Source organism: Gottfriedia acidiceleris (assembly GCF_004138285.1).
GTDB classification, from domain to species: domain Bacteria; phylum Bacillota; class Bacilli; order Bacillales; family Bacillaceae_G; genus Gottfriedia; species Gottfriedia acidiceleris_A.
In genome coordinates, this window is record NZ_SCFN01000030.1 from 1 (window position 1) to 24,423 (window position 24,423).

Annotated in this window: 31 protein-coding genes; 29 read left to right on the forward strand and 2 right to left on the reverse strand. The window is 30.4% G+C overall.

Annotation, left to right across the window (positions count from 1 at the left end):
• The 28 genes from EP747_RS24550 to EP747_RS22585 all read left to right on the forward strand — a co-directional run.
• A partial coding sequence (locus tag EP747_RS24550; protein WP_419179337.1) for a hypothetical protein occupies positions 1 to 211 on the forward strand: 211 nt, incomplete at its 5' end.
• A 754-nt stretch (positions 212 to 965) separates the two neighbouring features.
• A complete protein-coding gene (locus tag EP747_RS22460; protein ID WP_129692214.1) occupies positions 966 to 1,916 on the forward strand; it encodes a hypothetical protein in 951 nt (316 codons plus the stop codon).
• A 328-nt stretch (positions 1,917 to 2,244) separates the two neighbouring features.
• On the forward strand, positions 2,245 to 2,652 hold the full coding sequence (locus EP747_RS22465) for an NUDIX hydrolase (RefSeq protein ID WP_129692249.1): 408 nt from the start codon (positions 2,245 to 2,247) through the stop codon (positions 2,650 to 2,652).
• A gap of 156 nt (positions 2,653 to 2,808) precedes the next feature.
• A complete protein-coding gene (locus EP747_RS22470; protein WP_129692215.1) occupies positions 2,809 to 3,591 on the forward strand; it encodes an aminoglycoside phosphotransferase family protein in 783 nt (260 codons plus the stop codon).
• 513 nt (positions 3,592 to 4,104) lie between these two features.
• Complete coding sequence (locus tag EP747_RS22475) at positions 4,105 to 4,590, forward strand: hypothetical protein (protein WP_165347229.1); 486 nt, start codon at positions 4,105 to 4,107, stop codon at positions 4,588 to 4,590.
• 210 nt (positions 4,591 to 4,800) lie between these two features.
• The gene (locus EP747_RS22480; RefSeq protein WP_129692216.1) at positions 4,801 to 5,061 is read left to right on the forward strand and encodes a hypothetical protein; all 261 of its coding nucleotides are present in this window, start codon (positions 4,801 to 4,803) and stop codon (positions 5,059 to 5,061) included.
• Between the two features lie 335 nt (positions 5,062 to 5,396).
• Positions 5,397 to 5,810: a hypothetical protein gene (locus EP747_RS22485; RefSeq protein WP_129692217.1), complete on the forward strand. Its 414-nt coding sequence runs from the start codon at positions 5,397 to 5,399 to the stop codon at positions 5,808 to 5,810.
• Between the two features lie 85 nt (positions 5,811 to 5,895).
• A complete protein-coding gene (locus EP747_RS22490; RefSeq protein WP_129692218.1) occupies positions 5,896 to 6,147 on the forward strand; it encodes a cold-shock protein in 252 nt (83 codons plus the stop codon).
• 179 nt (positions 6,148 to 6,326) lie between these two features.
• Positions 6,327 to 7,079, forward strand: a complete 753-nt coding sequence (locus EP747_RS22495) for a DUF3888 domain-containing protein (protein WP_129692219.1) — start codon at positions 6,327 to 6,329, stop codon at positions 7,077 to 7,079.
• Between the two features lie 101 nt (positions 7,080 to 7,180).
• Positions 7,181 to 7,600, forward strand: coding sequence for a hypothetical protein (locus EP747_RS22500; RefSeq protein ID WP_129692220.1), 420 nt, complete (start codon positions 7,181 to 7,183; stop codon positions 7,598 to 7,600).
• A 94-nt stretch (positions 7,601 to 7,694) separates the two neighbouring features.
• Positions 7,695 to 8,105, forward strand: a complete 411-nt coding sequence (locus EP747_RS22505; protein WP_129692221.1) for a hypothetical protein — start codon at positions 7,695 to 7,697, stop codon at positions 8,103 to 8,105.
• 496 nt (positions 8,106 to 8,601) lie between these two features.
• Positions 8,602 to 8,982, forward strand: a complete 381-nt coding sequence (locus EP747_RS22510; protein ID WP_129692222.1) for a hypothetical protein — start codon at positions 8,602 to 8,604, stop codon at positions 8,980 to 8,982.
• A 90-nt stretch (positions 8,983 to 9,072) separates the two neighbouring features.
• Positions 9,073 to 9,315 carry a hypothetical protein gene (locus EP747_RS22515; RefSeq protein ID WP_129692223.1) on the forward strand — a complete coding sequence of 81 codons (243 nt, stop codon included), beginning with the start codon at positions 9,073 to 9,075 and terminating at the stop codon, positions 9,313 to 9,315.
• A 36-nt stretch (positions 9,316 to 9,351) separates the two neighbouring features.
• On the forward strand, positions 9,352 to 9,504 hold the full coding sequence (locus EP747_RS24435) for a hypothetical protein (RefSeq protein ID WP_165347231.1): 153 nt from the start codon (positions 9,352 to 9,354) through the stop codon (positions 9,502 to 9,504).
• Positions 9,505 to 9,718: 214 nt separating this feature from the next.
• Positions 9,719 to 10,135, forward strand: coding sequence for a hypothetical protein (locus EP747_RS22520; RefSeq protein WP_129692224.1), 417 nt, complete (start codon positions 9,719 to 9,721; stop codon positions 10,133 to 10,135).
• An 84-nt stretch (positions 10,136 to 10,219) separates the two neighbouring features.
• Entirely contained in the window at positions 10,220 to 10,456 is a 237-nt protein-coding gene (locus EP747_RS22525) for a hypothetical protein (protein WP_129692225.1), read from the forward strand.
• Between the two features lie 114 nt (positions 10,457 to 10,570).
• Complete coding sequence (locus EP747_RS22530; protein ID WP_129692226.1) at positions 10,571 to 11,059, forward strand: hypothetical protein; 489 nt, start codon at positions 10,571 to 10,573, stop codon at positions 11,057 to 11,059.
• A gap of 240 nt (positions 11,060 to 11,299) precedes the next feature.
• Positions 11,300 to 11,632: a hypothetical protein gene (locus tag EP747_RS22535; RefSeq protein WP_129692227.1), complete on the forward strand. Its 333-nt coding sequence runs from the start codon at positions 11,300 to 11,302 to the stop codon at positions 11,630 to 11,632.
• 361 nt (positions 11,633 to 11,993) lie between these two features.
• The gene (locus EP747_RS22540; protein WP_129692228.1) at positions 11,994 to 12,236 is read left to right on the forward strand and encodes a phosphatase; all 243 of its coding nucleotides are present in this window, start codon (positions 11,994 to 11,996) and stop codon (positions 12,234 to 12,236) included.
• A 95-nt stretch (positions 12,237 to 12,331) separates the two neighbouring features.
• Positions 12,332 to 12,793: a hypothetical protein gene (locus EP747_RS22545; protein WP_129692229.1), complete on the forward strand. Its 462-nt coding sequence runs from the start codon at positions 12,332 to 12,334 to the stop codon at positions 12,791 to 12,793.
• Between the two features lie 465 nt (positions 12,794 to 13,258).
• The gene (locus EP747_RS22550) at positions 13,259 to 13,639 is read left to right on the forward strand and encodes a hypothetical protein (RefSeq protein ID WP_129692230.1); all 381 of its coding nucleotides are present in this window, start codon (positions 13,259 to 13,261) and stop codon (positions 13,637 to 13,639) included.
• Between the two features lie 94 nt (positions 13,640 to 13,733).
• Entirely contained in the window at positions 13,734 to 14,147 is a 414-nt protein-coding gene (locus tag EP747_RS22555) for a hypothetical protein (protein WP_129692231.1), read from the forward strand.
• A 68-nt stretch (positions 14,148 to 14,215) separates the two neighbouring features.
• Positions 14,216 to 15,241, forward strand: coding sequence for a DUF1835 domain-containing protein (locus tag EP747_RS22560; protein ID WP_129692232.1), 1,026 nt, complete (start codon positions 14,216 to 14,218; stop codon positions 15,239 to 15,241).
• Between the two features lie 302 nt (positions 15,242 to 15,543).
• Complete coding sequence (locus EP747_RS22565) at positions 15,544 to 16,053, forward strand: group-specific protein (RefSeq protein WP_235832974.1); 510 nt, start codon at positions 15,544 to 15,546, stop codon at positions 16,051 to 16,053.
• Positions 16,054 to 16,477: 424 nt separating this feature from the next.
• Positions 16,478 to 17,527: an ArsR/SmtB family transcription factor gene (locus EP747_RS22570; RefSeq protein WP_129692234.1), complete on the forward strand. Its 1,050-nt coding sequence runs from the start codon at positions 16,478 to 16,480 to the stop codon at positions 17,525 to 17,527.
• 1 nt (position 17,528) lies between these two features.
• Positions 17,529 to 18,761: an MFS transporter gene (locus EP747_RS22575; RefSeq protein ID WP_129692235.1), complete on the forward strand. Its 1,233-nt coding sequence runs from the start codon at positions 17,529 to 17,531 to the stop codon at positions 18,759 to 18,761.
• Between the two features lie 558 nt (positions 18,762 to 19,319).
• The gene (locus tag EP747_RS22580; protein ID WP_129692236.1) at positions 19,320 to 20,504 is read left to right on the forward strand and encodes a YHYH domain-containing protein; all 1,185 of its coding nucleotides are present in this window, start codon (positions 19,320 to 19,322) and stop codon (positions 20,502 to 20,504) included.
• Between the two features lie 14 nt (positions 20,505 to 20,518).
• A complete protein-coding gene (locus EP747_RS22585; protein ID WP_129692237.1) occupies positions 20,519 to 21,151 on the forward strand; it encodes a PH domain-containing protein in 633 nt (210 codons plus the stop codon).
• A 181-nt stretch (positions 21,152 to 21,332) separates the two neighbouring features.
• Here EP747_RS22585 and EP747_RS22590 read toward each other — a convergent pair whose 3' ends face one another.
• Both EP747_RS22590 and EP747_RS22595 read right to left on the reverse strand, forming a co-directional pair.
• A complete protein-coding gene (locus tag EP747_RS22590) occupies positions 21,333 to 21,677 on the reverse strand; it encodes a YolD-like family protein (RefSeq protein WP_129692238.1) in 345 nt (114 codons plus the stop codon).
• Positions 21,674 to 22,948 (reverse strand): DNA polymerase thumb domain-containing protein, encoded by a 1,275-nt coding sequence (locus EP747_RS22595; protein WP_129692239.1) that lies wholly within the window; start codon positions 22,946 to 22,948, stop codon positions 21,674 to 21,676. The genes EP747_RS22590 and EP747_RS22595 overlap by 4 nt, the downstream gene beginning before the upstream one ends.
• A 388-nt stretch (positions 22,949 to 23,336) precedes the next feature.
• Between EP747_RS22595 and EP747_RS22600 the strand changes: the two genes are divergently transcribed.
• Positions 23,337 to 24,140, forward strand: coding sequence for a hypothetical protein (locus EP747_RS22600; protein WP_129692240.1), 804 nt, complete (start codon positions 23,337 to 23,339; stop codon positions 24,138 to 24,140).
• Positions 24,141 to 24,423: the final 283 nt, after the last annotated feature.

Here is a 24,423-nt window from a genome sequence, read left to right on the forward strand (position 1 = left end):
TGAACAGAATGACTCATTTGACATGGAATTTATTAGTGAAAAGTCATCAGGAATTCATTTCTTTATTAATATAAAGCTTGCAAAGTATAGGATGAAAATATTTGATAGGGACGTTGTAAGGGTATATAAACTTAATAATGGAGAAAAGGCAACATATATGAAAATTAGAGGTGCCAACCTATTAGTTTTTGAACGAGGTAATTTACATTAATTATTTAGTGCTAATGAAAAGGTCTCTGAAAAAGTGACCCCTGAAATATTAGTTCAAATAGCTAATTCAATTGATTATTCTACAAAATAAAGCAAAATATGATCTAATTAACTCCTTGGTTTCTAAATAATTAATCTTATTGAACTAACGCATGCTTTAGTTTAATAAGGAGCGACTGCTTCGGCGGTCTTTTTTTTGAATAACTTGTAGGTTTGTTCAATAAGAAACAAGAAAAGGAAAAATTTGCTAATCATAGAATATAAATATATTAGTTATGAGCTTGGACAAATCTATGGATTAGGGGGACTTCAAAATAAAAAAAACTTCAACTATCTTAGGGGTATTATCAGGTGTTACGAGTATCATTTTGTGGGTTGTTTTTTCTATTTTTAATCCTGCAAATGTAAATGAATCCGAAGTTGATGCAATCACATTTACATTCGTAATGTTATTTCTTCCAGCTAGTTTAATGATTTATTCTACCTTAACTTCCCCATTCTAGGTAGCATTATCAATGGTAACTCGAACATATGAATTCGGTAATATTACTATGACTTTAATTGGCATAGGATCTTCTAAATCTTATACAAGTAAAAGTAAAAGTAGTTATAAATCTATTGATAAAACTGGCGTATTTACTACCTTAACCATGGGATCAACGGTCTTGGCTCAAAAGAGTGTGTCGATCAAAATGCAGCCACTGCTGTAGCAACTGCTACAAAAGCTTCTAAAATTTTTAAGATAGGAGAAATTTATGAAAGTACATGCCTATGTAGCCAAAATATTTTTGTTAATCTTTTTATTTTTATTCTCAGGTTGCCAAAAGGAGCAGATCCAAATAAAACAACACAACGATGATTATAGGGGGCATGAGCTTCCAGTGTCTAAGGGAGCAGAAGGTATCGGTCTATCCTTTTATAGCGAAAATAAAACTATTGAAAAAGAAAGAACTTTTACATTAAAAGAAGATTTTTTCAAAAAGACGCTAGTTTTAGAGAATAAAACCTCAGAAGATCTTGAATTTATCTTATTACTTTTTGATCATGGAAAACAGGTTCATTTTAAAATAGATGGGACATCAATGGATTCCTATATTTTTCATACGAAGTCAGGAAACATAACCCCTATTCATATAGAAGTAGGAATTGATGATGGTTTTCACTCCCTTAGTTACCTAATTATAAAGAATCCTAATAATAAGTATGAAACAATAGAAGAAGCATTTAATGATTCACAAATTTATTCGGTTAGAGTAAATATTTTAAAAAGTATTAATAAAATTCCAACTAACAATACTCCTATTTTTCAAGCGGAAAATGAAGATTTTGAAAATCAAGGGACAGTCTCAGGTGTACTAATAGGAAATAATAAGGAAAAATATAAACCAATTTTAAGTAAAAATTTAGGTAGGTTTGATTATCAATTAGTGTTTGGAAATCAATGGGATAAAGAAGTTGATTTTTATGTAGTCACTCTTTTGAACTGGAAACAAATCGAAATCGACTCTAAACACCTTTATGTTTATGATAAATTAAAATCAGGTAAAGAAAAATCAATCACATGCTCAATCCAAAAAAATCAATTAAAAGAAAGCAGAAATGTTTTAGTTAGTTTATTCTTACCAAGTCCTTACAAAAATCTAAATAAGAATACACCTTTTGTTGATGCTGAGTTTATGTCAAGTAATAGGGTAATTATTGAATAGGATAAAATTAGAGGTGTACTATGATTATTTTAATAATAATAATTTTAATAGTATATTTGGTTCATTTCACAAGGATTAGAAAGCAAAATAGTAATTTAATTAAACAAAATAAAGAGGTGATTTCTTTATTAGAAGAAATTAAAAATAAATAACTTTCCTTATCTAACTAACACATGCAATAGTTTAGTAACTTAATCGACTTTGTAGTCGATTTTTTAAATACACAAAATAGAAGAATAGTTGAACAACAATGACAGGAAATTAAAGATTTATGATGAAATAAATAAGAATCTATGGTTCTAAATTATTCATAAAGGCGGTGGGCAAAATTTCTAATCCTAAACATTCTTTATCTGCTGGTGCAGTTGTCTTAAATGATGAAGGTAAAATCTTGCTAATTAAAGGTCCTCGCAGGGGGTGGGAATTTCCAGGTGGGCTAATCGAAATCGGTGAAACGATTCATGATGGCGTTATTAGAGAAGTAAAAGAAGAAACTGGGATTGATATCGAAGTAATCAAGTTCTGTGGTATTTATCATAATTTAAAATCGAATGTTTGTGCGACATGTTGGTTAGGGAAAGCTATCGGTGGAGAAATGCAAACTAGTAGTGAAAGTTTAGAGGTAGGTTTCTTTACACTAGAAGAGGCATTAAAAATGATCTCGTGGTCAAATTTCAAAGAAAGAATTCTAAAAATACTAAATGAAGAAGAACACCCTTTTTATGTCGCGTTTTAATAAATTTTATTCAACTAACGCATGCAATAGTTGAAGAAAACGAGCTGCTTATATGCGGCTTTTTTATTCAACAAAATGGCAGTTTAGTTGAACAAGGGATTTTAAAAAATGTGAAGAACCTAAAATAAAACAATAAAATTTTTTAGGAGATTAATTGTGGAACCAATTAGATTAAACGAAATTCCAAATGGCATTAAAAATATTGTAGGAGAAATTGAAGAAATAAAATTTCCTCTACAGGGATACACATCGAACGTCGGTGTTATTCAATCAAATAATGGTTACTTCGTAATAAAAAGGTCACAAGGAGAACGATATTCCACATTACTGACAAAAGAAGTTCAAATTCTAAATCAGTTATCTAAATCAGAATTATTAATACCAAAAGTTTACTATTCCATTGAAGATAATAATTGGTTTTGGACCTTAATGGAGTATATTGAAGGAGAGACGTTGAGGAATTATTTGTCAAAAGAGAATATCCAAATAAAAAGGGAAGAATCTTTATTTAATTTTGGTAAAAGTTTATCAAAAATACATTCTACTAAATGTCCGAGTGAATTAATATTTGGTTCACAGTGGATTGACGATATGTTAAACCAGGCTGAATATATTACAAAACATTACAATGTAGATGGTTCAATAAAATTGCTAGACAAATTGAAAGAAGATAAACCCAGTTTCCTTAATCAAACCTTAATTCACGGTGACTACACAATTGATAATGTACTAGTAAAAAACGGAGAAATCACTGGTATTATTGACTGGAGTGGTGGAGCTTACGGAGACCCAAGGTATGATGTTTCTTTAGCAATACGTCCTAAGCCAAATATTTTTGAAAGTAAATTTGATGTAAAAATTTTCTTTGAGGGTTATGGAAAGCGAATTATTACTGATGAAGATTACAAATATTTCGTTGGGATTTACGAGTTTTTATAAATTAGCTTATCCAACTAACGCTTGCGTATGTTGAACAAAACGATCGGCTGAAAAGTCGATTTTTTTGTTGAGCTAAATGGCAGTTTAGTTGAACAAGGACTCTAACAATATTAAATAGAATTAATTAAGTAGGAGTCTAATATCGAAGGAGAAAACTTACGAAAATAAAGGAGTTTTATAGTGAAAAACAAAAGTAAAGATATAAAAACTTCTGATATCCTAATAATAGTTGTACTTCTATTTCTACAAAAACTTTTTAATATTTCTGATTTAGTATTCGGTGTTATATGTGGTATTTACGTTTTAGTCATCCTCTTTTTAGATTCAAAGTGCGACTTGAAGAGATTCTTTAAACGAGCAATTTTTTTTATAGTCTTAGCAGTTCTCGTTAATTTACTTTTTCGATAGACAGAAAAAAGGCACTCTGCTTATATGCGGCTTTTTTTATTCAACAAAATGGCAGTTTAGTGGAATAAGGAATGATATAATTATTAATAAAAAGGTGGTCAAACAATGTATATCGTGGATAAAAAAGATAAAGTTATATCCTTAGAGAATATTCCGCAGTCATCTGTTGGTGCTCCTTGTCCAGTCGTTTTGTCCGACGAACATACAACAGTAGTCGCTTACTATACAGAAGAAGCAGACATTGATTATGACAGTGAACTTGAACCAATGGCAATAATTACATTTAGATTCTGTTATTCTACACTATTTGGACCTCCAAATGATGAGGCTTTTGATGGGCATCCATTGTCTTCAAGAGGTTTAAAACCATATTCATCATTTTTTATAAATGATTCATCTTGGTTAAGAACATTAATAAAAATGAATGAAGTCCATCCTTATCATAATTTAAAAATGTTCAATGAATATAAACATTTTATTTTGACTTTTCACGATTCTACTTTTGAATGCTTAGCAAAAGATCTTGAAGTCGAATTAGTAACCGATACTTTTTCAAATGTAATTGGTTTAATGCAGAAAAAACTTAAGTAATTCAAGACTTCTCCAGATACATAAAAATTCTTATGTAACTAACTAATGCATTAGTTGAACATCAAGATCGGCTATCTAGTCGATTTTTTTTATTCAACAAAATGGCAGGATAGATGAATGAATTTTATGTAACAAAATACGAAATCCCCCCAAATTACAAGAGTCTTTGAGTTGGTATAATTAACTTAAAACATTTGAAGGGGGAATAAAATGAAAAAAAATCTAGTTGTTATACTAAGTTTAGTCACAACGGTAATAACTGCTTTTATCCCTACAAACCCTAAAGAATTACCATATTATCATTGGTATGGAAAACCATATGCAGTTTATGGATATACAGAAACAGGACATCATACTGGTTTAGTGCAAAATGTTATTTTTAATTTCTTAGGTTTTTATTTAGTATTTTATATAATCTTTAAAATCATAAACAAAGTGAGAAATACTTCGAATAAAAACACAGTTATTTAATCGTACAAACAATGCAAAGGGAAAATTAAATTTCTTATCCAACTAACGCATTGCATTAGTTGAACAACAAGATCGGATTTTAGCCGATTTTTTTATTTAACAAAATGGCAGTTTAGTTGAATAAGGATTCGCATGTTTTTGTGTTAATTTATACTAATTTAAGATGCTTTTTACTTAAATGAACTTATTAATACTATTAAATCAAGGCTAAAATAACCCAACTTTTAAATTGAAGGAATGATAGACCTAATGTAGAAATTAATCCTAATAGAGATGGTAACTAATCGTAACCACTCTGTATAAGTAGAAGATAAACAAACATTAGGAGATAGAAGATGAAGAGATTAGGGTTAGCATTAATTTTTGTTGTAAGTATTTTAAGTAGTTGTTCCAATCAAGATAAAACGGAAAAAGTTATTCTTACAGGAGAAAATGATAACTGGAATGTCAAATATACTGCACTATACATTCACGGTGAAAAAACTCTCACAGGTAAAGATATTCTTCAAATTGAGTATAAAAAATCGGGAATGGATTTATTTAACGCTCATACATATCAGTTAACTCTCAATATTGCAGGTAACACAACTCAAATAAAAGATACAATGAGTCAACCGATATTTGATACTAAAAAGATAGAAATCAGGACCAATAGCATAAGAGATGCTCGGTCAAATGAAACAGCAAAGATAAGCTTAGTACTTGGTGATAATAAAGAAGAAACGATAATATTAAAATCGAAAAAATAAAATATATTAGCTATTCTTATTCAACTAACGCATGCTTTAGTTGCATAAGTTTTAAAGAAGAAAGTCGATCTTAGGTGGTGTGGCTATGTCTTTAAAACGTGAAGGTATAGTGAAATGGTTTAAAGAGGAAAAAGGATATGGTCGAATAATTCTTGACGGAAATGATGGTTTTCATGTCTTTGTTCATTTTAGTTCAATAATGCCTGATCATATTCGTTTCCCTGATGGATATCGGTTTCTTAAACAAGGGCAAAAGGTGTTGTTTGATTTGATTGAAATACCAGGCTCAACTGACCAATCGTTAGTTGCAGGAAATGTCGTAATTCTAAGTGATTGAAGGATTGTTTAACATGCACAAGGTAAACAACGATGGACTACTTCGATAATCTTTGTTTGTGGTTATTGTAAGGTTTTAATAAGTGATATTTAAACAACAATATTAATTAGTTTACGGGCTATGTATCGATTTTTAAATGAAGGAAATCTTAAACCTAAAATTACTTTAGGTAGGTCAAAATGAGAAAAAAATATCTTTTATTCATCTCGATTAGTTTTTTCATTTATCTTATTCAACCAAATGTTATAAAAGCAAGTCAAAATGAAGTAAATAATAAATTACTGCATGATTCATTGTTGACCACACTCTATCCATATATTTCAGAAGGGGTAGAAGATTATTATGGTTATCATAAACAATTTGGTTTATATGATGCAGAAATATTAAGTATTAAGAGGGAAAGTGAAGGGAGCTTTAGTTTTAAAGCAAAAGTCCAAGTGAATACGTTTGAACATGCGCTTAATCCACCTTACGGGAAAGAGACCATGATCTTCAATGTAAGCCCAATGGGGATAAAGAGGATTAGTTATGTTCATGAAGGCGATGAAGAGGAAAAGAAATTAAAACAATTTTATTTCGAGACAATTTCAGATATAAAGAAATCGTTTCATTTAAATTTAGATTCATATTCAGAATATAATTATTCACAACTCCAATATAAAGCAGAAAAACAAAAGGAATATAAATCACTTGCTGCAATTACTGAGAAGATTGTTGACAATTTTTTAAATCCTGAGATACATCCACCTTATAAAAATGTCATTGATCCAGTTACTTTTATATATGGAAATAAAGGATACATTCTATTTAAGAGATCGGATGGAACAAATACACTTTATGAAGTAATTAAGAGAAATAAGGAATGGGAAGTGGTACAAAAGAAAAATAAAAAGGGTAAGAAAATGAAAAATGAATTACTTTGGTATATGTAAAATAAGGTGTTGCTTATAAAAATAACGCATGCCTTAATGGAACAAGAACAAAAATTAAACTGGCATACTTAGGGGATAGTAATGGTGAGGTGAATTAATTCATGAAGATGATTTTACTAACTTCATTTATGCTATTATTAATAATCCCAAGTACAACTTATGGTGAAAGTCTTGTAAATGCAAAATGCCCTCCAACTGAGAATTTACAAAAGCCAAATTTAAATGACAAAGATGAGTTGATCAACGCCTTAAATGACATGATTCCAAAGGTATATGGAACGGATCTTAACCATAAAGAATGGCGAATCGAGAAAATTCAACCTGCTACAAGCTTGACTGGATTCGAGAAACACTACTTCGGTATTGCAGTCACTTTTTGTGGTAAAGAAGTAGCAAATCACTCATGGTTCGTTCGACTAATATTCCCTAGAATGCTTCCAGCTGTCAGTGCTGCAACTGGAGAACTTTACATAGTTAAAGATCGGAATGGTAAATGGTTTCCTTGGTTTCAGTATCATTAACTTGTGTCACTAACGCATAAGTTGAGGTTCATGAGCTGTAATTATACTCTTTTTTATATAGTAAATGGACAGGTTGGTTATGGGAGGAGATTTTTTGAAGAAATTAGGTTTATTAACGTCTGTATTATTCGTCATTTTAACGATTTTCTCAGGATGTGGAAAAGAACAACTACAATTGACAAGGGTAACTTATCAAGCATTACAAAAAGATGGAAATTATGGAGAGGAATCGATTATTTCTGATCAAAAAACACTTGAGAAACTGGCGTCGATTGCAGACGAAATTAAATGGGAAAAAACATTTCCTTCAATGGCAAAAGAAGGGGATGTGAAAGCGGTTCTTTATTATGATGAAAAGAAAAACATGCCTGAAAGAATGTATGAGTATGAAATTTGGTTTAATGAAAATGGAAAAGCTGAATTTTTAAGTCACGAAGAAAAAAGCTATGGAAAGTTAAATAAAAATAAATCAGAAACATTAAAAAAATTGTTATTTAATAAATAATCATTTAACGAATGCTTTGATTGAAAAAGATTCGTAAAATAGCTACTAGTTAACATTTGTATATCTTGTGATATGCTAAAGAATATAAATGACAATGCATCTGCAAGTGCATTGTCCTCAGAAATAATCGACACGTTGATAGTGGATATTATGACAAGTTTATTTCTTCAATAAGCGAGAAAAACCACCCGCCAATCCGACCCAACAATAGATGAGGGTGGTTTTTTCTTGTGAATTTATTAGTACGAAGCTCCTTTTTTTATTATCCATAATGATCATTAAATAAGTGGGTTTGATTACTGATAGTAATTTAATATGAATTCGTTGATTAAGCTTAATTATTTGTTCATGAATTTTTGATTCCTTATTCAACTATATGGCAGTTTAGTTGTATAAGGATTATTGGAAATTCTATGAAAAAAGGCGAAATTCCCCCAAATTACTAAAGTCGTTAAATTGATATAATTAACTTAAAAATATTTGGAGGTGGGGAAATATGAAAAAAATTATATGCTTAATTCTTTCGATTAGTCTATTTTCATTACTATCTAGTTGTAATACGGGTAACAAGAGTTTTTCAGATGTGTATCACGGAAATTTAAATGAAATTAATAAAATTGAAGTTACTAACGGTCAGAATGGAGAGAACACAGTAATAACAGAACAGAAGGCAATTAAAAACTTTATTAGTGATATTAAAGATATTAAAGTTTCCCAAAATAAAAACACTAATGTGAAGGGATGGTTATACAGTGTTACATTGTATAATCAAGACAAAAAGTTAATGAGTTTCACAACTAGTGAATTAGTAGGAAAGACAAAAAAAGATGATGCGAAATTAGTTACTGCAATTGAAACATTATTGAATCAAAAATAAGTTTTATTCAACATAATGGCAGGTTAGTTGAAGAAGGATTTTTAATTTTTGAAGTGAATATAATGATTATTACCAATAAAACGAGGTGGTATGATGACTCTAAAATTAAAGTATTTTGAAGATTTCAAGTGGACTTCAACTATCCTAATATCAGTAGATAAGCCATCTTTACAGAGGTTTAATGAGACTGTTAATAATTTGGGAATTAACAATAATAAAACAATCAGCTTAACAAGCTTACCGTATGTTCAGTCGTTTGAACAGACAAAATTAACCCTTTCTATCTCTAAAAATAACACTGGATTGTGTAAAACAGGAGATGGATTTGTCTAAACATTACCTATAGAGGGATGGGGCTATGTTAAAGAGTTGTTAAAGGCATTGTTAAATAGTAAATCAGGACAAGGACATCAGTACATTGATTATGATTCTTTTTCTGAGCAAGTAATTGATATTGATTTAGTTGTATCTTTAAATGAATATCACGAGGATGATTGGATAGGTTGGAAGGGAAAAATCTAAATATGCTTATTCAACTAACGCATGCGTTAGTTGTACAACATGGGTTGCTTTGGCAGCCCATTTTTTTATTCAACAAAATGGCAGTTTAGTTGTATAAGATTTGGTAATTTTTAGAATCCAAATACAAGTGAAATTTATTTATGCTAAAATTAATATAAAATTAAGAAAACATTTGAAAATAATTGCTATCCTTAGTGAATGGGAGTTGTATTTTTTGAAATACTTTTTGAAACTTAACATTGTAAGTGCACTATATGGATTTCTTGCGTTTTTATTTATCAATTCACTATTAAGTAGCGAACAGATCCAAGGTTTAACAGGATTGAATATGAATTTAGTATGGAATATTTCAATTGGAGTAGCGATATTACTATTGATTGCATTGTTCGTTATTATTCCTTTGCTTACAAAAAAATGGTTAGAATGTAGATTATGGTCTCTTTTTTCCTCTGTATTGTGGTTTCCATATTTCGTTCTGTTCTTTGTATTAAATGCATTTTTGTTTCCAAACAATAATATAGATGATGATAATTTTGGAGCAGGATTAATAATGATGTTCTTTTTAATTTTCTATCCTGTCTATATACTCATTACGACATTTATTGGAACTAGACTTAAAAAAGCTGTATGAAATTCTTATTCAACTAACTGATGCTTTAGTTACATAATAAAAATTTAAGCTATATAGATTGGTTAGCAACCAGTCGTGAACATTATGATCGTCGAAATTGATGGATACTTTACACAAGCATTACTGACAGGTAGGAAGTGTACTAAAAAAGTATTGAAACAAAAATATTTACAGGCATTAAGTATGGTAAATAACATTAGAGATCTACCAGATGTGTTTTGTCGATTACACCGTTTTGAACAGTTGCCTTTCGATGATGAAATCGAAGTCGATTTTGTTATTGATACCGATACGGATTATATTTATTCGCCAAATTATTGAACTAACGCATGCGTATGTTGTATAAAAAATCGGCTAAATAGTCGAATTTTTAATTTTCCTAAATGGCAGTTTATGATACTGTATAATTAAAATCATAATAAGGAGGTCTTTGGGATGGAATATTACCCTTTTTTATTTGATTTTAATAAAAATGAATTCTATTGCATTTGGTATAGTGCAGTTAAAGATGGTTTTCTTACGGAAAATAATAAAATAAAAGTTTTTGAAACTGAAAATTTGTTGTTTGATTATGCTAAAGCAAAGAACATTCAATTAATGGATAACAATATAAATTCTATTTCAATAGACTATGCTATAAACTGGCTAACTCGTAAAAATCCAATAATTAAAAGTGTTTATTTTCTTGATTATTGGAATCACATATCAGATTTAGCTTCTTCAGTAGGAGAAAATTTTTATGGAGATGAAAGAGAAGAATCAATAAATAAAGTGTATGAAAAATTGTTTTGGGGTAATAACTTACCAACTGTAACACCCAAAGGCAAAAAATATAAACCTACTTGGAATAACGAACAAAGAAAAATATTAGTCGATATTGTAAAAGACGGAATCAGAATAATAAAATTATATATAAAGAATTAGTGTTTAAATACATATAAGTCTTATTCAACTAACTAATGCATTAGTTGAAGATCAAGAGCTGCTAATATGCAGCTTTTTTTATTTAAGTTAATGTCAGTTTAGATGTATAAGGATTTTCTGAAAATCTATATAAAAATGGCGGAATTCCCCCAAATTACAGTAGTGGAAATATAATGTATAATGAACTTTATGGAAGTTGTTGGAATTTTCTTTCTATAAGTAAATAAACTAGGTGATAAAATGGAGCAAATAACGTGGAAACAAATCATGCTGATACTTAGTCCTGTGTTCATCATTCCAATCATTTTATTTTATGTTTTACATTCTTCGCCATCAATTGCATTGAGGACACATGTATTGTTTGATGGTCACCCTATTTTAGCAGTAAAGACTAAAATAGTAGATGACGAACAACATAATGAGATGGATAAGGCGTACCTAAGAAAAGAGCAGGCGAAATGTTATTCTTTAACTAAAGCACCAAAAGAAAAAGCAACCGATTCATTTTTAACAAATTATATCGTTCGGAAAAAAGGGTTCATCTATGTAGCTGCTTATTATGGAGATGCCTAAGATTTAATTCAACTAATGCCATACGTTAGTTCAAAAGAAGGTCTGCTACGGTAGCCCTTTTTCTCTTCTTATAGTTTCATAGCTTCGCTTGTTATTCGGGATCAAGTCCCAACCAGCCTCAAACATGTTTCTATAAGTAGAGGGAGAACAGTTTAGCGGACGGGATCATAGTCCCACTGGCAGTTACGTTCTACCCTGGCTACTGTAATCATATAACCTATAAAAAATAGGTCAACCAGAAAATTCTGGCTAACCATATAATACGAAATGGAAGTTTAGTTGGACAAGGAATATTAAAAAAGGGTTAAAAGAGTTAAGAATAGAATTAAACATATATACATAAAAATTGAGGAGAAACAAAATGAAAAACCTTATAATTGGCGGTATTGCAGTTTTATCTAGTATTCTTTTATATGGAATGACACTTATTTCAGCATCAATATATTCGCTATACTTGACGGCACCTGATTATGGTGGGGGATGGAATCGCAATTACGGTGTGTTCGGAACAGCTTTAGAAAAGGTTGGAATCTTCCCCTTATTGTTAAGTGTGATTTTTTTTGTTATTGGCATACGTTACATTATTAAAAGTATCAAGGTATAATGTAATGCAACTAACGCAAGCATTAGTTGTACAACGTTTGACTGCTTCTGCGGTCTTTTTTTTACAGTAAAAACTGTTACTAATGGAGGAGCTAAATGTTTAAATCAAAAAAAATATGGGGATATATTGGTGCATTCGTATTAATTTTTCTTGTTTATTATAGTTTTTTTTATTCTCCAAATGTACCAACTGCTTCAATTAATATTGAAAATAAGTCATACGAATTGAAAGCAAAAGATTATGATTACAGTGCTTTTGGAAAAGATACAACAAAAAAATTTTATTTTAAAAACGTAAATGAACTTAATACACATTTAAAAAATGAACCTGAATTAATTGTCCAATCAAACCATCCTATTACTTATAAAAATAATGCATCAACTGATGCTACCAACGTATCTATTTACAATGTAGATGAAAATGTTTTTTTACGTGGTGAAACTGAATCGACTGTTCAAACTATTACAAAACCTGGGCATTATATCATTCAATACTCATCTGAATTTGAAACAGGAAAAATAGCAACTTATTATGTTAGGATTCGTGTAGTTAATTAATATAAAAATTACTAATTTAGAGGTTGAAAATTGAAAGTGCTTATGTAACTAACTGGTGCGTTAGTTACATAAGGTGGACTGCTTTGGCGGTCTTATTTTTTTACTATCAAAATAGAATATAAAAAACTATTTTGACTGAGGTGAAAAATGAAAACTTATTTACTAAAAAGGGTTAAATAATTTTTAGGTATTTTAACTGGTATATTCATTGCCATTTTATTAACTTTAATGATAAATAAAAAAATACCTTTTGATTCGAATAAAGTCTATGTATTTATATGGATAGCAGTTGTATATTTGATATCCGAGGTCCTTCTTTTTCTTCATTGGTTTCATAAAAGAGATAAAACCTAAATCAATTAACGCGAGCGATAGTTAAACAAAAGCAAAAATGAAACAGACGTACTTAGGGGATAGTAATAGTGAGGTGAATTAATTTTAATAACTTCATTTATGCTATTATTTATGAACCCAAGCACAACTTATGGTGAAAGTCTAGTAAATGCAAAATGCCCTCCAACTGAGAATTTACAAAAGCCAAATACAAAGGACAAAGATGAATTGAGCAGTGCTTTAAATGACATTATTCCAAAGGTATATGGAACAGATCCTAATCATAAAGAATGGAGAATCGAAAAAATTCAACCTGCTGCAAGCTTGACTGGATTCGAGAAACATTACTTCGGTATTGCAGTAACTTTTTGTGGAAAAGAAGTAGCAAAAAACTCTTGGTTCGTTCGATTAATTTTCCCTAAGATACTTCCAGCTGTGAGTGCTGCAACTGGAGAACTTTACATAGTTAAAGATCGGAATGATAACTGGATTCCTTGGTTTCAGTATCATTAACTTGTTTCACTAACGCATTAGTTGAGGTTCATGAGCTGTAAATATACTCTTTTTTATATAGTAAATGGACAGGTTGGTTATGGGAGGAGATTTTTTGAAGAAATTAGGTTTAGTAACGTCTGTAGTATTCGTCATTTTAACGATTTTCTCGGGATGTGGAAAAGAACAACTGCAATTGACAAGGGTAACTTATCAAGCATTACAAAAGGATGGAAATTATGGAGAGGTATCGATTGTTTCTGATCAAAAAACACTAGAGAAACTAGCGTCTATTGTACACGAAATTAGATGGGAAAAAGCATTTCCTTCTATGGTAAGAGAAGGGGATGTGAAAGCAGTTCTATATAATAAAGAAGAGAAAAACATGCCTGAAAGATTGTATGAGTATGAAATTTGGTTTCATGAAAATGGAAAAGCTGAATTTTTAAGTAACGATAAAGAAAGAAACTATGGGAAGTTAAATAAAAATAAATCAGAAACATTAAAAAAATTGTTATTAAATAAATAATAAGATTCTCTATGTAACTAGCTTGTGCTGTTGAATACATTTATTAGATTAACTAAGGAGTTTTTTAGGTGGATATTCTCGATATTAAAAAAATAGTAAAGGACTTACCAGAAAAGGAAGTAAGGTTATACTTGCAATTTATTCTTTTTAAGATTGGATTGTTGGAAGATAAAGAAGAATCTTTAGCCGATTTCGCTAATGATCTTAAAGAAATGTATAACAAAATTCTCTATCCAAATACAAACCAAAATCAGTTTTATGAAGGTAATCACCAAAAAGTTCATATACAATTTGGATACCCGTATTTAAGACAAGTATTAAAGGAATTAAATCTACATAAAGATGAATTTATTATTACTTGCGACGAAAACTTAGCTGTCGGTCCAATAGGTAAATTGGATAAAGAGAGTGGTCAAAAAACAAGGTATCATTGGTTAAAACAAAATTTATATCATACAGATGAAGAATTCGATGAATATTTTCAAAACGCTCAAAGAGCAATAAATCAAATAAAAACTATACCACAAGATGTACCTATTTATATTTGGATTTCTGAAAATGCAAATGAACAAACAGGGTTTCTTTTTACAATGTATTTGATAAGGGAAAGAAAAAACAACATCTTTATTGTTGATACTGGAAAATTATATAGAGAATTATTTAAGAAAAAGGCTAAAAAGTTTGTGCCGTTTTTTTCAGGTGAAATTATTTCAGAAGAATTACAAGACATTTATAAATACGGTCAGGAGATCCAAAGGAGTTTATCTGATGAAGATCGTACACATTTTGAAACACAGTGGTTAGATCTTTCAGAAAATCCTGGAGAATTAAGAATATGGGAAAACGGAGAAATAAAAGTTGTTGCTGAAGACTATTACGATGATTTTATAATCGAAAAAGCTAAAAAACTGATTGGGAAGAAAAAGGGGTTTATGAAATGTGCAAGATTAGTCGGTGAAGTTTATGGACATATTTTTCAATATATCGGTGACAGTTTTATTGAATATAGGGTTAGGAAATTAATCGAAAAGGGAATTTTTGAATATGAAGGTAGCTTAGAGGCGATGAGGTATTACAGTATTAAATTTAAGTAAAGGTTTTATTGAGCAGCATAGTGTAAAAGATTTGTTGAGGGAAGCAAGAAAAGTGAACTTCACTTTGTTTAACTTCCCTTTTTACTATTGAAAAAAAGAATTGTACTACTACTAACGCATGCATTAGTTATATAACATAATCGACTGTTTAGTTGGTCTTTTTTATTTTGCTTGCAATATAGATTAGTAAGAAAGACGAAGAAAATTAAAATAGAATTATAAAAAAGGACGAAAAAAAAGGAGGAAATTGTTTTAAATACGTTTATCATATGGTACCAAAAAATATGAGTGGCGAAACACTTATGTCCTTAAACAAAATAAAGCATTTGGATCCAGAGTTATATAAACAGTATGCAAAAAAATATGATGATCACCCTGAACGACCAAAATTGTTAGAAAAAGAAATTCCAAAATTGAATTGTTTGTGGAACGATGTCATTCATTTTTTACCCTTACATCCATATCTTGTTTATAATGCCCTAAGAACTGTTGGTGTTAAAGTAAGAACAGACTTAATGTTTTATAAGATCCCGACTAAAAACTTAGTAAATAATAAAAATGTGGTTTATTTATACCGTAAAGAAAATTATTTAGGATCTGCTGCGAACATAAATAGCGAAGAAGTTCATTTTATTGATATAGAGGAATACGACGAAATGACTGAGCTTCCAATCGATACCCGAAATTACTATGAGGAAGAGAATAAGAAAGGTAATCAGTTTGGTATGTTTCCGTTTATTCCTCACATTTTAAGCTTAGGAGAAGTGAGCATTTTAGATGCTGAAGCAATAAATTGGAGTGGAAACAGCTAGTAATCTATTTAATCCATATGTTAAATGCTGGCATTCGTTTAAAAAAAATAAATTTTAATTGGCATAAGAATTGGACGTCTTATTGTTGGACTAATGGTAATCATCATTAGTCCACTTTTTGTTTAATTCCAAGGAAAACATGTGTTTTTGTAACTGCAAGATAAAGATTTATAACCACAGATACGGCAGCGAATTAATCCGCTGCCTTTTAATATATTTTTATATGCTTTTACAAATGTTTTCGATTAGGAAGACATTTGTAAAAAAATAGGTTTAAGTTAAAGTTTCAAGGGTATAAATCATTGGAAAATGTATCTGGTAATTTTTATGAGATTTGCATTAGAATAAATTTTCTGAAAAGTTATTCTAAATATATTGAATTTTCAATTCGAAAATAATAGAATACTCGTAAGAGGTGATAAAAATGAAAACGATGAATTTTGGTACTGAAAGAGAAACATATGAAGTAAAAATGAAATACTCGATTTTATGGGAAGTTGCGTTAGGGATTGCTGCTTTTACTTATCCAGAAATCCATCACACATTAAGCAGTCGGACAACTTATTGGAATGAACTAGAAGAAAACTGGTCAGAAGAATTGGAGCATGAATTAGAAATTGTAAAAAAATACAATACTTGGTATGCCATTCTTCAGTTATTGCATTCAGAAGAATTTGAAACAGTTAATGATTATGTTCAAAAAATTATTACGATGAGTACAGAGGAATTTTTACATCAATGCCTTCCTTATATTGGAGCAAAATATGAGAATTCGAGGATTGAGATTTCAGCTCGCCGAAGTAAAGCAGTTATTCAAAAATGGATTGAAGCTACAAAAAGTCATAAATATTTTTCAGGATATATTGACTATCTAGTTAATACCGATGTTGAACAATTAAAAAAACATATCATCAAGGTCTTTACGCTTTGGTATCAGTTTGTTGTAAAAGACAAAGAAAAAGAATTTTTAAAATTACTTAAATCTGATTTTACTCAAAAAAGTAGAATGAAATCTTCTTATAATGCTATTAAATTTGTTGAATTTGTTACGAATGGAATTGAATATCAACCAGAACCTTCTATTCATCATGTTTTATTAATTCCTCAGTTAATTTACCGTCCTTGGAATCTGGAAATGAATCTTTTAGATACTAAAGTCTTTTTTTATCCTATCTCAGATGAACACTTAATTGAAGTAGAAAATACACTCGCTCCTGAACTGCTACTAAATGCTTTTAAATCAATAGCTGATGAAACCAGGATTAGAATACTAAAACAACTTTCGAATGATGAACTTACACTTCAAGAATTAACTGATAGATTACAAGTTCCTAAAACAACACTGCATCATCATCTTTCAATTTTACGTGCAGCTCAGATTGTCAAAGTTACAAAATCTAAATATTATTTCTCTGAAAAAAATCTAAGTTTGTTATTTATGAAAACTAAACAGTATTTGGGAATGGGGGATTAGCATGAGAACGGAAAATAATCTTTTAAAGAATGTGTCTTTTCGATCATTGTGGATTGGTGAAATTATTTCAGAATTTGGGGGAACATTAGCCTCATTATGTAATACAATTTTTGTTTTTCAACAAACTGGTTCAACTGTTCAAATGGGTACAATTTGGCTCATCTATTTTATCCCATCCTTAATTGTACAACTGTTTATTGGTCCATTAATTGATCGATTATCCAAAAAAAGATTAATGATTTTCTCTCAAATAAGTCGTGCTATTATTTTTAGTGTTCCATTAGTATTTCTATTAAGTGGAGATGGTTCTGTTTGGGTCATCTATCTAGTCCAATTTATTCTTGGGTGTATTCAGCCAATTTATGCTCCTACCAGTATGACAATAATGCCAAATATTATTCCTTCGAATTTACTAAATAAAGCAAATGCAACATTGGATGGAACATTAAGATTAATGAGTTTTTTAGGTCCTACCTTGGGCGGATTATTACTTTCATTTGTGGAAGTTAAGTGGTCATATTTATTAGTATGTTCTTTATTATTAATTAGCTCCATTAATCTAGCATTCATTAAAGAACCTAAATTAATAAATAGAGAAAAGGAAAAATGGATAACTCAAATTAAATTTGGATACAGAGTTTTCTTTTCAAATAAGCAAATTGTATGGTTAGGATTTTTTACATCAATCTTACAATTCGGTGTTGGCGTAACAATGGTTATTAACTTACCTTACATAATGAGTGAAATGAATGGGACAACCTTTATGTATGGACTCTTTTCTGCAACATTCCCACTTGGTTATTTGATTGGGTCAATACTAGTGGGGAAAATTAGCTCTGAACAATTAAGATTTAAAATGTTAATCGGTTTACTAGTGGGTGGTATTTCTTTCATAGGACTAAGTATTGCAGGGAACTACCCTTTAGCGTTAGTTTGTGAATTAATTTCAGGAATCTTTCTACCATTTTTTAATGTAAATAATACGACGATATTACAAAGAAGCGTGCCTAAAAATGTAATGGGATCTGTTTTTTCGATTAGACTATTATTAATTAGAACAATGATGCCATTTGGAATATTATTCGCTAGACAGACTGGAGATAGTTTAGGACAAAGAAATCTATATTTAATTATTGGTTTACTCATTTTTGGAACAGCTTTATGTGGGCTAATATTTCCTTATTTTAGATTTCTCGAAAAAGATGAAACGGTCGAACATGAGAAAGTTATGTAAATTGTTTATTGAACTACCATGGAAGAACGATTTATACTTCCATTCACTGTGGTGACTCAGAGGATCCATGATTCGCTAACGCATGCATTGGTTGAACAAAATGATCGGATGAATAAATTGATTTAACACCTAATTAATTTCTTTAATTAGGTGTTTTTATGTTATTTTTACACTTTTTTTGAAACGTAGGTAAAATTAATTTATTTTCAGTGTTTTGATCTTATCAATTTGTTAATACCGCATCATTGATATTTGGAATTATAGAGTTTCTCATGTAACTAACGCATTTCGTTAGTTTTTTTTAGTCGATGTTAAATTAACTGGAGCTCATTGCAATTTTCTTGTGCAGAATGAAATTAAACAGAAAAAGACGCACGGATGGGGGTGTTTCTACTACTGAAAAGAAAGTTGATTATTAAAATCAGATTGCTTTTTCATTTATATAAAATTAAATTCACATTAAATTCATTTAACAAAAAATAAGGAAAACGTTTACATCCATTATATGGAATTAGTAAGATAGTAATAGAAAACTATATAGGTAGAGGGGATAAAGTGATGAGGAAGGTTGCAACAGTATTAGCTATTTTACTTGTGTTTGTGTTTCAACAAAATGCATATGCACACTCTGGAAGAACCGATGCAAATGGGGGTCACAACTGTTCAGCAAAATCACAAGCAAAGGGACTTTGTACAGGATATCACTATCATAACGGTGGCGGTTCAACTTCAAGCGGAGGTTCTAGTTCATCTGGAAACTCTAATAGTACATGGGATAAAGATTGCTCTGATTTCTCTAGTTATGATGAAGTGGTTGAATATTGGAATAAAAAAGGTTACACGGCTACTTATGACCCAGAAAGATTGGATGGTTGGGGAAACGTGGTAGATGATGGAATTCCGTGCGAGGTGCCATCTGGATATGATACATCAAAGATTAATGGAAGTCCCGAGCAAATAGCGAAAGCACAAGCTGTAAGAGATTCCTCAATAGGTGAAAAAGCTGGTTATTCAGCTGGATTAAGTGATGGTGAAAAAGGAAATTTAAATGATTCATCAACTTCTGGTTCTGATGCTTATCAGGAAGGGTTTGGAAAAGGGTATGAAACTGGCTACAAAAAAGGTGCAGCAGAATTAGAAAAGCTTAAATTTAAAGCGAGTAATGAGGGTTACACGTTGGGTAAAAAACAAGACACGGTTACAATTCCTAAAAGCTACTTATCAATTAAAGCTTTAAAAGATACATATCAACAAGGCTTTAATAAAGCCTTAACTGAAAGGTATACAGCTCTTGGTTTTAAAGATGGAAAGTCAGATGTTTTAAATGATCTTAAAAATGATAATGCCATTATTGTAGATTCATATAAAAAAGGTTATGAAAAGGGTCAAGCGGAATTAAAAAAAACTTACGTCAAACAAGGATATGATGCAGCATTTAAGATGGTTAAATATAAACAACCGAAATTAAAAAGTGATAAATATATTGGTTGGTATAGAGAAGGATTTAGCTCTAATAAAATAGTAAAATCCATAGCGAAAGTCGCTTTCAATGCAGGTTTAAATGGTGAAAGCAATAAAGTTCCTGAGAAATATACGCATGCTGATGTAATTTATCAATACAATTATGTAAAAGGGGAACAGGAGAAAAAAGAAAATAATCGTCAAATAGCTGGTACACTTGCTTTTGGTGTTGCGGGATGGTTAGGTAGAAGATTTTATGTTGCCAAAAAAATGCTTAAATAAGGGGTGTGGACGGAATGAGAGTATACCAAAAGATTTGTTACGCGGTTGAAGATATATTTGTAAAGTTTCTGACAATGAACTCGGATAAAGAAAAAGCTTTAAAAAATGTTCAAACATATAGAAATAAAATAGCTGAAGAGAAAAGTCGTAAGAAACAAGAACATATTAAACATATTCAAGAACGACAACGCGCCGCTGATGAAATGAAAGAACAAGAAAAGCAAAGAATCCAATCAGTCCTTTCTCGAATGGTTGATGTAAAAAACTTAGATTACACACAATATGAATACAACGAAGTAAAAAGGAATGAAGCATTTTTTAAATGGGTTTATAACAATATTTTTGAAACTGGAGAGCAAGGTTTAACATTTATCAATTGTGAGTTTGATAAATCTAAAAAGAAAGAAATTAAAGGTTTTCTGATTGCTACAAATAAAAGAGTGTGGTTTATAGATAATAGTCAAACGATGGTACGAAAGTTCCGCTATCAAACGATAAAGGATGTTTCTTGGTTTAAGGACGGTATGTTGGAGAAAGGTTTATACCTACAATATGGTGTCAAACGCTTGGAATTTGATGAGATTTTCGATACAAATCAAATGAAAAGAATAGGGAACACTATTTTACAAATAGCTCAAACAGCATAATTAAAAGGCTGAGTAATTCTTTACTCAGCCTTTTTGCTATATTCAAAAGTAAATAAAACATATCCTAATTGAACTATAAGATGCGTTAGTTCAATTAGGAATCTATAAAAAGCTTTGATTTTTATATCCAATTTTTAAGGATGAACCACCTAATAAATGTATAGGAAAGATTGCCATAAGACTAGAAAATGGGTATAACATCAACTAATGAAACCATAGAGAGTGTATGAGTACAGTCGTATTTATCTACAAAGATAACAGTAGCGTTTAACCGATCAACCTTTTTTATTTTCCCAATTTCTGTTTCAATACAACCTTTATCCCAATAAATTAAAGATACATCATTTTTTCTTTCGACTGCTTCAACAAGAATATAATTGATACGTTCCTGCTCATCGTCATTTAATATTGGATGAGCTACCTTTTTTTGATTATCGATAATTTCAGCAATCCCTTTAAACTGCTGTGGAATCGATACAAAAGGTTGCCATTTAATAATTCCTCGACCCATTCGATCTTGTGTCATGCGAAATGACCTCCAATTTTCTTATTATTACCTCTAATAGTACTGAAATCTGTAAAACTGCATGCTCTCAACAAACTATTTTTTCCATATTTTCTTCTTATTGAATCCATCACAACTGATAAATTTTGCTCCTTTTGCTTTTTAATTGGATTAGTAAAAAATGAAATTTGTTCTGAGTCAGTTTTTACAAAGTTCTTTAAAGCGATCGATATAGTCCTTACAGGTTCTTGATTATAATTTTCTTCTAGAATTTTAAGACAAACTTGATAAAAGTCTTTTGTTAAATTTGTTGGTTCATCAATGGTGACACTTTTAGAAAATCCGCCAATGCCAGAACTATAACCAATCCCAAAATGAATAGTTCTTGATTGATTGTATTGATTTCTTAATCGAAAACAAACTTCCTCAAGTTGTTCTAGTATTAAAGTTTTAATTTCATGTGAATGATAGTCTCTTAATAGAACTTGGCTTTTGCCAATTGACTTATCTTTCGGTTTGTAGTCTTTCATTTCACCAATTCGAGAGTAATCAATTCCATTAGAATGAAGATGTAATTCTGTACCTATCACATTCCCAAATTGTTTGATTAAAACTTCTTTCGGGTATCGTGCCAACTCACCAATAGTAGTTATGCCTAATCTGTTTAACTTCTGTTCAGTTTTCTTAGCAATGCCCCAGAATTTACTTAAGGGAGTAATATTCCACATTTTGGTAGGGACATCAACATAGGTCCACTGTGATATACCACTCGGATGTTTTTTACTTTCTATATCCATACAGATTTTTGCGAGTAACAAGTTACTACCAATTCCAATAGAACTCGAAATGCCAAAATGATCGTAAATATCCTGTTGGATTTTAAAAGCTAGATCCACAGGGGATAGCCTATGAAGTTTTTGATAACCTTTCATTGAAAAAGCAAATTCATCAATTGAATATTGCATGAAGTCGATAGGAGCGACGTATTTAGTAAGCATAAGTTCAGTAATTTTATTTGAAATATTTACATACAAACTCATAGATGGATTGACAATATAAATGTCATTTTGTTTAGGTATTTCGAAAAGTCGATTTCCTGTTTTAATTCCTAATTTCTTCATTTCAGGTGTAGCTGCTAAGACTACTGAACCATCTCTATTTGTATCACCAACGACTGCCAATTTAACTTTAAGTGGATCTAATCCCATTAATATACAACTAACTGAAGCGAAGAATGACTTCATATCAACAAAATAAACCAAGTCTTCAGGAAAAGTTGAATAATCGTACATAATAAGTACCTCCAATTAACAGAATGTATGTTCTCGCTTTTATTTATATCTTTATTTATTATACACAAACATATGTTCTTGTATACGATAATTTATTAAAAGTAAGAACTTTTGTTCTGGTTTTTTAAGAGGTCTGAGGTACAATAGATAAAAACTTTAAATAATGACTTTGTTTAAGAACAAGCCTGATATTTCTTGTTGAACTAAATGACAGTATAGTTGAACAAGAATAATCGTAATGGATATTTCCAAAACTAAAAATTAGAGTTTAATATAAGCTAGGAGGTTACCATTTGGTTATTTTGAGAACAGGTAATTTTTATGATGATACAACTTGTCATGTAAGAAATGGCTTTTTAATATTTATAGTTGTAGGAAAATCACTATTATGAGGAAATATAATTTTGTTATTCTATTCCTCATAGGATATTTAATTAATTCATTCAGCCAAATAGCTGAAGCAAAGAATAATATCAATCAAAGGGTTCCTTTTTTGGAACAATTAATGTCGCACTCATTAAAGCATGAAGAGGTTCAATACATTAAAATTAAAAATGATTCTGGGCAAGAGCGTTTATTCAGTATTAACGATGGTTTTCAAGAACTTGTACTCAGAAAAGTGGTACACTGGCTTAATAACTCTAGCCGAGTAAATGGAAAAATCGAGGTATCTTTAGATAATCCATCCAATAAATTGACGTTAAAAATGGCAAACGATGAAGTGATTACCATTGAACCCGCTTATACGTGTGTAATTGACAATAAACGCAAAACCTGCACGGCTAAAGATGGAGAATTAATTGTTTCGGAAAATAACCAAAAAATGCGATTAAAGTCACAAACTCTTTATGATTGGCTTGTAGTAGGGTGGAGAAAAGAATTGGACGGACTAACTAAAGAAGAGTTGCTTGAAGAGGCACTGTATACACGGTATTTAAATTATTTGGGTCCATCTTATTCTGATTTTTTTATGTGTCCAAAAATCAGAATTGAACCTATTGATGGGGACCCCAGGAGACATATCATTTTTGCGAGTGCTTTAAACTATTCAGGACACCACGGTGGAGATTATGATAAACTTACTTTTTCTGTAAGGGATTCTAACATAACAGGGCTACAAGTGACAAATTTAAAAATTGAGAAACATATTTCGCAAGAAGATAGCAATAAACAATGCCAAAAGTTCGATTAAATATATCATATACGGAAGGGGCGTTTCTTAGGGGAAGGCTTCTTTTTTTGTATGGCAAATCAAAGTGATAATTAATTTTTGAAGCATTGTACTTCAAATAAAGCTAGCGTTATCTTAACCAAAAAAGGAGCTGTTGAAAATTCAGCTCTTTTTCACTTTCTGACATTAGAGCTTAAAAAGGACTTAATATAGGAATGTAGAATTTGATAGTATACACAATTATACTAACGAGAATTCGGGATTGAAACTATGTTTCGAATTAGGTTATTCATAGAATGCAACA

Bases quoted from the DNA above. Each gene is read 5' to 3' on its own strand.
- EP747_RS22460 (WP_129692214.1), top strand. From the start codon at position 966: ATGAAAGTACATGCCTATGTAGCCAAAATATTTTTGTTAATCTTTTTA.
- EP747_RS22475 (WP_165347229.1), top strand. From the start codon at position 4,105: ATGTATATCGTGGATAAAAAAGATAAAGTTATATCCTTAGAGAATATT.
- EP747_RS22480 (WP_129692216.1), top strand. From the start codon at position 4,801: ATGAAAAAAAATCTAGTTGTTATACTAAGTTTAGTCACAACGGTAATA.
- EP747_RS22485 (WP_129692217.1), top strand. From the start codon at position 5,397: ATGAAGAGATTAGGGTTAGCATTAATTTTTGTTGTAAGTATTTTAAGT.
- EP747_RS22490 (WP_129692218.1), top strand. From the start codon at position 5,896: ATGTCTTTAAAACGTGAAGGTATAGTGAAATGGTTTAAAGAGGAAAAA.
- EP747_RS22495 (WP_129692219.1), top strand. From the start codon at position 6,327: ATGAGAAAAAAATATCTTTTATTCATCTCGATTAGTTTTTTCATTTAT.
- EP747_RS22500 (WP_129692220.1), top strand. From the start codon at position 7,181: ATGAAGATGATTTTACTAACTTCATTTATGCTATTATTAATAATCCCA.
- EP747_RS22510 (WP_129692222.1), top strand. From the start codon at position 8,602: ATGAAAAAAATTATATGCTTAATTCTTTCGATTAGTCTATTTTCATTA.
- EP747_RS22515 (WP_129692223.1), top strand. From the start codon at position 9,073: ATGATGACTCTAAAATTAAAGTATTTTGAAGATTTCAAGTGGACTTCA.
- EP747_RS22525 (WP_129692225.1), top strand. From the start codon at position 10,220: ATGATCGTCGAAATTGATGGATACTTTACACAAGCATTACTGACAGGT.
- EP747_RS22530 (WP_129692226.1), top strand. From the start codon at position 10,571: ATGGAATATTACCCTTTTTTATTTGATTTTAATAAAAATGAATTCTAT.
- EP747_RS22535 (WP_129692227.1), top strand. From the start codon at position 11,300: ATGGAGCAAATAACGTGGAAACAAATCATGCTGATACTTAGTCCTGTG.
- EP747_RS22540 (WP_129692228.1), top strand. From the start codon at position 11,994: ATGAAAAACCTTATAATTGGCGGTATTGCAGTTTTATCTAGTATTCTT.
- EP747_RS22545 (WP_129692229.1), top strand. From the start codon at position 12,332: ATGTTTAAATCAAAAAAAATATGGGGATATATTGGTGCATTCGTATTA.
- EP747_RS22550 (WP_129692230.1), top strand. From the start codon at position 13,259: ATGAACCCAAGCACAACTTATGGTGAAAGTCTAGTAAATGCAAAATGC.
- EP747_RS22565 (WP_235832974.1), top strand. From the start codon at position 15,544: ATGTCCTTAAACAAAATAAAGCATTTGGATCCAGAGTTATATAAACAG.
- EP747_RS22570 (WP_129692234.1), top strand. From the start codon at position 16,478: ATGAAAACGATGAATTTTGGTACTGAAAGAGAAACATATGAAGTAAAA.
- EP747_RS22575 (WP_129692235.1), top strand. From the start codon at position 17,529: ATGAGAACGGAAAATAATCTTTTAAAGAATGTGTCTTTTCGATCATTG.
- EP747_RS22580 (WP_129692236.1), top strand. From the start codon at position 19,320: ATGAGGAAGGTTGCAACAGTATTAGCTATTTTACTTGTGTTTGTGTTT.
- EP747_RS22585 (WP_129692237.1), top strand. From the start codon at position 20,519: ATGAGAGTATACCAAAAGATTTGTTACGCGGTTGAAGATATATTTGTA.
- EP747_RS22590 (WP_129692238.1), bottom strand. From the start codon at position 21,677: ATGACACAAGATCGAATGGGTCGAGGAATTATTAAATGGCAACCTTTT.
- EP747_RS22595 (WP_129692239.1), bottom strand. From the start codon at position 22,948: ATGTACGATTATTCAACTTTTCCTGAAGACTTGGTTTATTTTGTTGAT.
- EP747_RS22600 (WP_129692240.1), top strand. From the start codon at position 23,337: ATGAGGAAATATAATTTTGTTATTCTATTCCTCATAGGATATTTAATT.